At 42.7% G+C, this 6540-nt stretch carries 4 protein-coding genes; 3 read left to right on the forward strand and 1 reads right to left on the reverse strand.

The window, feature by feature from the left end:
* Nucleotides 1-278 precede the first annotated feature (278 nt).
* The gene (gene cpcF, locus NJ959_RS24085) at nt 279-935 is read right to left on the reverse strand and encodes a C-phycocyanin alpha-cysteine-84 phycocyanobilin lyase subunit CpcF (protein WP_254014288.1); all 657 of its coding nucleotides are present in this window, start codon (nt 933-935) and stop codon (nt 279-281) included.
* A gap of 158 nt (nt 936-1093) precedes the next feature.
* On the opposite strand from cpcF, the gene NJ959_RS24090 reads away from it, so the two are divergent.
* From NJ959_RS24090 to NJ959_RS24100, 3 genes are read left to right on the forward strand one after another with little or no spacing between them, the layout of a single operon-like run.
* Complete coding sequence (locus NJ959_RS24090; RefSeq protein ID WP_254014289.1) at nt 1094-1372, forward strand: hypothetical protein; 279 nt, start codon at nt 1094-1096, stop codon at nt 1370-1372.
* On the forward strand, nt 1348-5877 hold the full coding sequence (locus NJ959_RS24095; RefSeq protein WP_254014290.1) for a hypothetical protein: 4530 nt from the start codon (nt 1348-1350) through the stop codon (nt 5875-5877). The genes NJ959_RS24090 and NJ959_RS24095 overlap by 25 nt, the downstream gene beginning before the upstream one ends.
* Nucleotides 5878-5886: 9 nt before the next feature.
* On the forward strand, nt 5887-6201 hold the full coding sequence (locus tag NJ959_RS24100; RefSeq protein ID WP_254014291.1) for a hypothetical protein: 315 nt from the start codon (nt 5887-5889) through the stop codon (nt 6199-6201).
* Nucleotides 6202-6540 lie beyond the last annotated feature (339 nt).

Consider the following 6540-nt stretch of genomic DNA (forward strand, 5'->3'; position numbering starts at 1 on the left):
AAAGGGGGGAGCAAGAATACAACCTGCATTTCTTCCTTTCTCGGGATGCTCCCAGGATAAATAAAAGTCAAAAGTCAAAAGTCAAAAGTTAAAATGAAATAGATGTCGGTTTGGTTGATCGGATAAAACCCAACCAAGCCTCACAATAATCCACAGAAATACAATTGCTAATTTATTTATCTTCTCTTTTTCTTTTTGCCATGATGCTCTTGGCTGTTTCGTAATCCTTAGCAATTTGTAAAGAGATTTGTCCGGAAGACACCTTTGTGCAAATATATTTAGGAAGCTGTCAAGGATATTTGGGTAAGTTGAGCCAAACCTAGTTGAATCCGAGTACAGACTGCCACATCAACTTCAGTATTGAGTATTTCCTCAAAATGCGATATTATTTGCGATAATAAATCGGGCTGAGTTTCAGCAACAGCAGTTCCCAGTGTGTGCAATCCTACCACAGCAGAATAGCGAACTACCCATTCCGGATCTTTACATGTTAAAACTAGAGTATTAAAGACACGCTTTTGGGCTGGTTGAATTTCTGCTAATGGCATTTTGCCCCAGTTTAGATTTCCCAAACCTTTAGCAGCAGCGCGACGCACACTTAGAGCAAAGTCAGTTTCTGCCGCATCCAGTAATGTTTCTAACCCTCTAGGATCGCCAATTCCAGCTAAAGCCCGAATTGCCCAGGCTCTGGCTCCATAATTGTACTCATCTAGCAGATTCAGAAGTGGTAATACCGCAGCTTCTCCTAATTGCACTAATCCATCTACTGCTGCTACCGCTGCACCTGGATTATTATAGCTGAGAACAGTAATTAATGTGGGAATTCCTGCCTCTAAACGGGCATCTGCTAAGGCTTCTACTGCTTTTAATAAGCGTTCAGAAGAATCTGCCTGTTCAATCGCGAGAATGAGTTCAATTAGTTGGTTATTCGTCATTGGTTTTTAGTTATTAGTCGATTTATTCTGCTCGATCAAGACTAGTTTATCCCGATCAAACCCATCGTAGCTATATTATGTTTATTTTCGCAGCCAGTTAATTGTTGCTGATTGATGGTAAGATCGGAGTGCGTATATGGCAATAAATAAGATCGGCTTTGAATAGTGGTAGTAGCGCGATTGGCAAGCACCAGCGCTTTGCGATGGCTTCGCCCAACCCAGGCATCGCAGAAACCGTCATAGCCACAAGCAGTCCTAGCTATTCTCTCACAAAACGAGATCCAGGAGACGAGCGATGTCAGAGCATATCCACATCCGCAGAGAAAATTCTTCTCAAAGCAATTCAACACCATCGTCAAATTGGCTTCAGAGCCGCCCATTCCCAGCGCCCAAAACCTCTCAAACAGAAAACTTGCCTCCTACAAAAGAGCAAATAGAGGCAGGAGAGCGTTTGGGTTATAACGCCGCCAAAATTCCCACCCATCCTCCGGAATCGCCACCAAATCCTGAAGCTGAGACATCATCGCAAGAAACCGAATCGCCACCAATTGCTTCAGGAGAAGTTAGTCAATCCCAAGAAATAGAAGCTCCTGAAACAGAAATAGCCCAGCGCAAACCAGACACATCAGATAGACAACAAGAAGAAAAAGAATCTGATTTTTCTGGTAAATTTATCGATGTTCCCGTTAATGCGCCTCAGTCAGAGTCTACAGAAATATCCATTCAAAGGAAATTTAATTCATTTGAGTTAGAAAATGGATATAAATCGCCATCGATATCGAGAGTTGAGCCTCTATTAAATCAGTCGAATTCCTTTAGCCAACAGCAATTATCTACCGAAGAGACTCTTCAGCGCCGGGAAACTACTGAGGAATTTAAGCCTAAAGAAGAAGAAGAGATTCAACAGGAGGAGCCAAAACCTCTACCTGAGTCCAAATATGATTCAGAATTGGCACGCCCAACCGCGAAAACTATCGCAGAAGTCTCTTGGGAGGAAGACTTAAAGAAAGAGCCGCAAATACCCCAAAACTCAAAAGACTCAGCACCACTAAAGCCGAAAAAACTAGCAGAAGCTGCTGCCGAAATTCAGTTAGAAACAAAAGAATCGCAAAATGCTGCAAATCTAAATAGTAATACAGCAAAAACAGCAGCCAAAACCCCAACAATTACTAAAACTGAAACCCCACTAACAAATACTCCCCAAACTGTTGAAAATCAGCAACCGGAAACAGAGACTAAGGAAAAAACTGAACAAAAAGCAGCATCTCAACTAGATAAAAAAACAAGTACAGATGCCAATCCCACCGACACTCAGCCAGGAAATGCCACCGCCACACCAAATCCCAACTCTGGTACAGGTTTCAGTGGTGGTGGCGGAGATACTCCTGCAATTGGGCAAAAAGCCATCGCAATTAGTGCAGAAGATCCCGCTCAAATTCTGGCACAATTAAAAAATACACCCCCAACCCAAGCCATTGCTACCTACAGCCAAGCCCAAACCGCTTCAACTCAAGCGCTGGAAAAACAACGGCAAAACCTCCAAAAAACTATTCCAGAAATTCCCGCACCAACAGGATTACCAGGAGAATCGGCGGCAACATCAGAAAAAACTGTAGCACAAGCAGTTGAAAAAGCTGGAGTAACCAAAGAAACCCCAGATATTAACACTGAATTAAATCAATCGGGCACATCAGGAAATCAGTACGATCCTAAAGTACCAGAAATACCGCCACCAAAACCTCAGACGGCAACACAATTAACAGGTGGAAATGTTGAAAAAGAAGGAGAATCAGATCCCGCACTTAGTCAAAGCGCCCAAAATGCTTTAGCTAATGTCAGTTTAGATACCAGTCAAGTTAGCACAAGTGCCGGGGTGCGCCCCAATGTGGATTTGGCGGGTGAAGCCAATCCCTCGCAACTTGATGCGACTCAAGCTAAATCGAGTCAGGAAGTGCAAGCTGCTAAGACTGAAGCGGCGGCACAGATGAATCAAGACTTTGGCGAGAATAAAATTTTCCCCCAAAGTAGTAATGAAATCCTTAAAGCTAATAAGGAATTATCAGCAGTTGCAGTTTCTGGAGGTAAAGCGGGAGAAAATCCGGCTATTCCAGGAGAAGTGGTGGGGAGTTTGAATCAATCGCTAAGTCCATTTTTGAGAGAAAAAATTGGTGCAGAAGAGGGTAAATATCAAGCAGGTAAAGATAAATTTGATCTAGATTCAGTTAAGGCGAGAAGTGAAGCCGATACTAAAATATCCGGGCTGAATGAAGAAACCAAGCAAAAACAATTAACCGAACAAAAACAAGCCCAAGCTGAGGTGCTGGGGTTTAAACAAGAATGGAAAACTGAGTTAGATAGTGCCGAGAAAGACTATCAGGAGAAAGCTGGCAAAGCCACCAAATCACAGCGGGATAAAATTGGTCAGGAGAAAAGTAAAGGTGAGAAAGAAGCCGCCAAGCACCTAGAAGATGCGGAAAAGAAAGCAACAGACGAAAAGCAAAAATCCGACGAACAAGCCAATCAGAAAAAAACAGAAGCATCAAAAGAATCAGGTGGCTTCTGGGGTTGGGTGAAATCAAAAGCCAAAGCCTTAATTGATGGACTAAAAGAAGCAGTTAATTTTATCTATGATAATTTTAGGAAGGCAGTCAAAGCTATTTTTGAGGCAGCCAAGAAATTAGCAGTAGCGGCGATAGATTTAGCGGGAAAGGCAATAGTTGGGTTAATTAAAGGATTTGGCGAGATTCTCAAGGGTTTGGTGAAGGTAGTTTTTGCGGCTTTCCCAGGAATTGCGAAGAAGATTAATGCCAAAATTGACCAGGCGATTAATAAGGCGGCAAAAGCAGTAAATGCAGCGGCGGATTTGTTGAAGAAAGGTGTGAGTGCCATTCTGGATTTCTTGGCAAATACTTTGGATACGTTATTGAAACTTGTCCAAGATATTTATAACGGCATTTTCACTGTAATTGGGATGTTAATTAACGGTGAATTTGCTGAATTGCTCAAACGGATTGGTAATTTAGTAGAAGCGGCAAAAGCCGCCCCACCTCAATTTGAAACGGCGGGATATGAAGAACTTTTAGGAGGTAATCTGGATCAACCTTTATCACCCGCAGAATTAGCTCAAGCTGGAGTGAACCCTCCAGGTGCAGTGGGTGGTAGTACCGGGCAAATGGGTGAATCTAGTGAATTACCTACCGCACCTTGGACAGAAGAAAATGTCGGGGTTGATGCCGTTGAAAATAACATGGAACTTTCACCGGAATTATCTGCCGAATTAATGGAGCAGACACAGGGTGAAGGTGAGGTAATGTTGGAGCAATCCAATGATGAAAGTCGCTCAATGGAGGCGATTCTTGCCGAAGCAAGTGGTCAAGAAAAAGAGGGAGGAGAACAACAAGAACAACCCGAACAACAATATCCCGATGATGGACTTTCACCGAAACAAAGGGCAGAAATAAAATGGCAATTAATGAAGAAAGGGATTGCTGATTGGTGGTCAAATAATTGGCCGACAGTTATCGGTGCAGGAGTAGTCGGAGTTGCAGGATTTATCGCTGCTAATATTGTCACAGGCGGTGCAATTACCGCCGCACTTCCAGCCATTATGGGTGTGGTAGGACCCCTATTTGCAGGTTTAACTGTTATGCAATTAGCTGGACATGTTCGTGACTATCTCTCCAAAGGTTGGGCAGGAGATATTCAAGGTGGTGGTAAGAGTTTAGCTAAAGGATTAGCAGCAGGTGCGATTGAACTAGTTTCTTGGTTAACATTTAAAGCTGGAGGTGCGGCGCTTAAGGGTGCGAAAGCTGCTGTGAAAGGTGCAAAAAATGTGGTGAAGGGTGGATTAAATTTAGCGAAAAAGGCAGCTCAAGCGGTTATTAAGGGTGTTAAATATATTATTGAGAAGGGGAAGGTTCTCTTTAAGGGGATTGCTGGTGCGGGGATTGGGAAAGGGTTCAAGAAACTCAAGGATTTGGGTAAGGAATTGTTGGAGAGGATGCGATTTAAGGCATTCCGGATTCGGATAGCGAATCGGCGCTTTAAGCTAGAAGGGTTGATTAATCCTTGGGTGCTGTTGGCAACTGGGGAGGTTAAATATTTTGATTCAAAAGATCTCAATCGCAGTAACACAGGAAATTATAAATTAGGCGAAAAGATTACTACAGCACCAGGAGATGCAGGTGTTGTGGTAGGTGTTACGAAGAAGGCAAGTCACGCTGTTAAAGAGTTACAAACACATCTTCCTCGCTTTCAAGCCCTCGCAGATGCCAATGGAATACCAAGAAATCAGATTTTAGACTTGTATGAATACTTGGGTACAAGAGGTGTGAAAAATCTGGCGACACAGGCAGATGATGAGATACTGGCAGCGCTTAAGGCTGTGGAACTTGAAAAGCTGGATGCTGGTCACAGTATTGCCCGACATGGTTCGCAGGCATCCAATCCAGCTCTCAAGAAACGTATTACACAAGGAATTGCGCCTGATGGAAAGATCAGCCCCGCATCACCTTCTACACGCTTCAAAAATTATAAAGATTGGGTTGATACCCGTAAGGCAGGACTTGATGCCATTGAGACACACTATAGTGTAGATCTCAGCAAAGGACCTGGTATTGGGGGCAATCCGCCAGATAATTCTTACAAGATCGTCGCGGAACATACTTCTCATCCCGACCTGGGTAAAGGCTTTTACGGCACTGGTACTCCCTACAAGACATCTATCACTAGTGGTGGAGTAACTAAGAAAGGTAAGGTTTTTCCAGGCACTGCCCCTGTAAATAAGGGAATTAATCGTACAGTGACTACTATTGAGTGGATAGCAGATCCATCTCTAGTGGGTGGTGGTCGTTGGAAGGTTGTCCAGCATATTCCTTGGGCTAGAGACTTTGACTTTGTGACAAACACATACACAATTCCTGCTGATTACGTGATTCCTTAAGGTGAAATTATGATGAGAGAGAAAATGGAGATAAGCAAGAGTATGGTTCGCTTTTATCTTACTAAAGTAACCAACCTATGGATTATAAAAAACGGTGTACCAGCAGACAGTCTTGCTGAATATGATGAATATGTGGAAGAGATCAAGCGTAGCGCTATCTATCGAAATGAGGTTGATAGGCTGAAGTTTTCCTTTGAGGAAATTATGGCTAATCCTGATATTGACACAGGAGAGCTAGCTGAGAGTGAATACCCTTGGGATGATGGAGAAGTTAGAGAGCTTATGCAGTACATCTATAATAAAATATGTTCAGAAGCGTCTTGATTAATAAAATACTTAATCCGATCCAATCTCATCCACTGACGGATATATTGAGTGTTGGCTATATTGATAGTGACGAAACAATCAAAAAATTTCACACTATACAAGAAGATGTGTATCTAGAGTTCGGCAATTCATTATTGCGCTGCTCTTCAGTAAATCAGTATGACAAACTGAGGATGAAGATTGTTAATCAAATACAGCGGTTCCCTCTCTTATGAGGTACACTAGCAGAAATTAACAAACCAATTGCTTAAATGTTGAGGATCAATAAGGAATGGATAGAGAAAAAAGCTTATGGTGAATCTGAATATAGTGAGTTAGTTTGGAACGGGAGTAGTG

Origin of the sequence: Limnofasciculus baicalensis BBK-W-15 (assembly GCF_024178385.1) — a bacterium.
Taxonomy (GTDB): Bacteria; Cyanobacteriota; Cyanobacteriia; order Cyanobacteriales; family Coleofasciculaceae; genus Limnofasciculus; species Limnofasciculus baicalensis.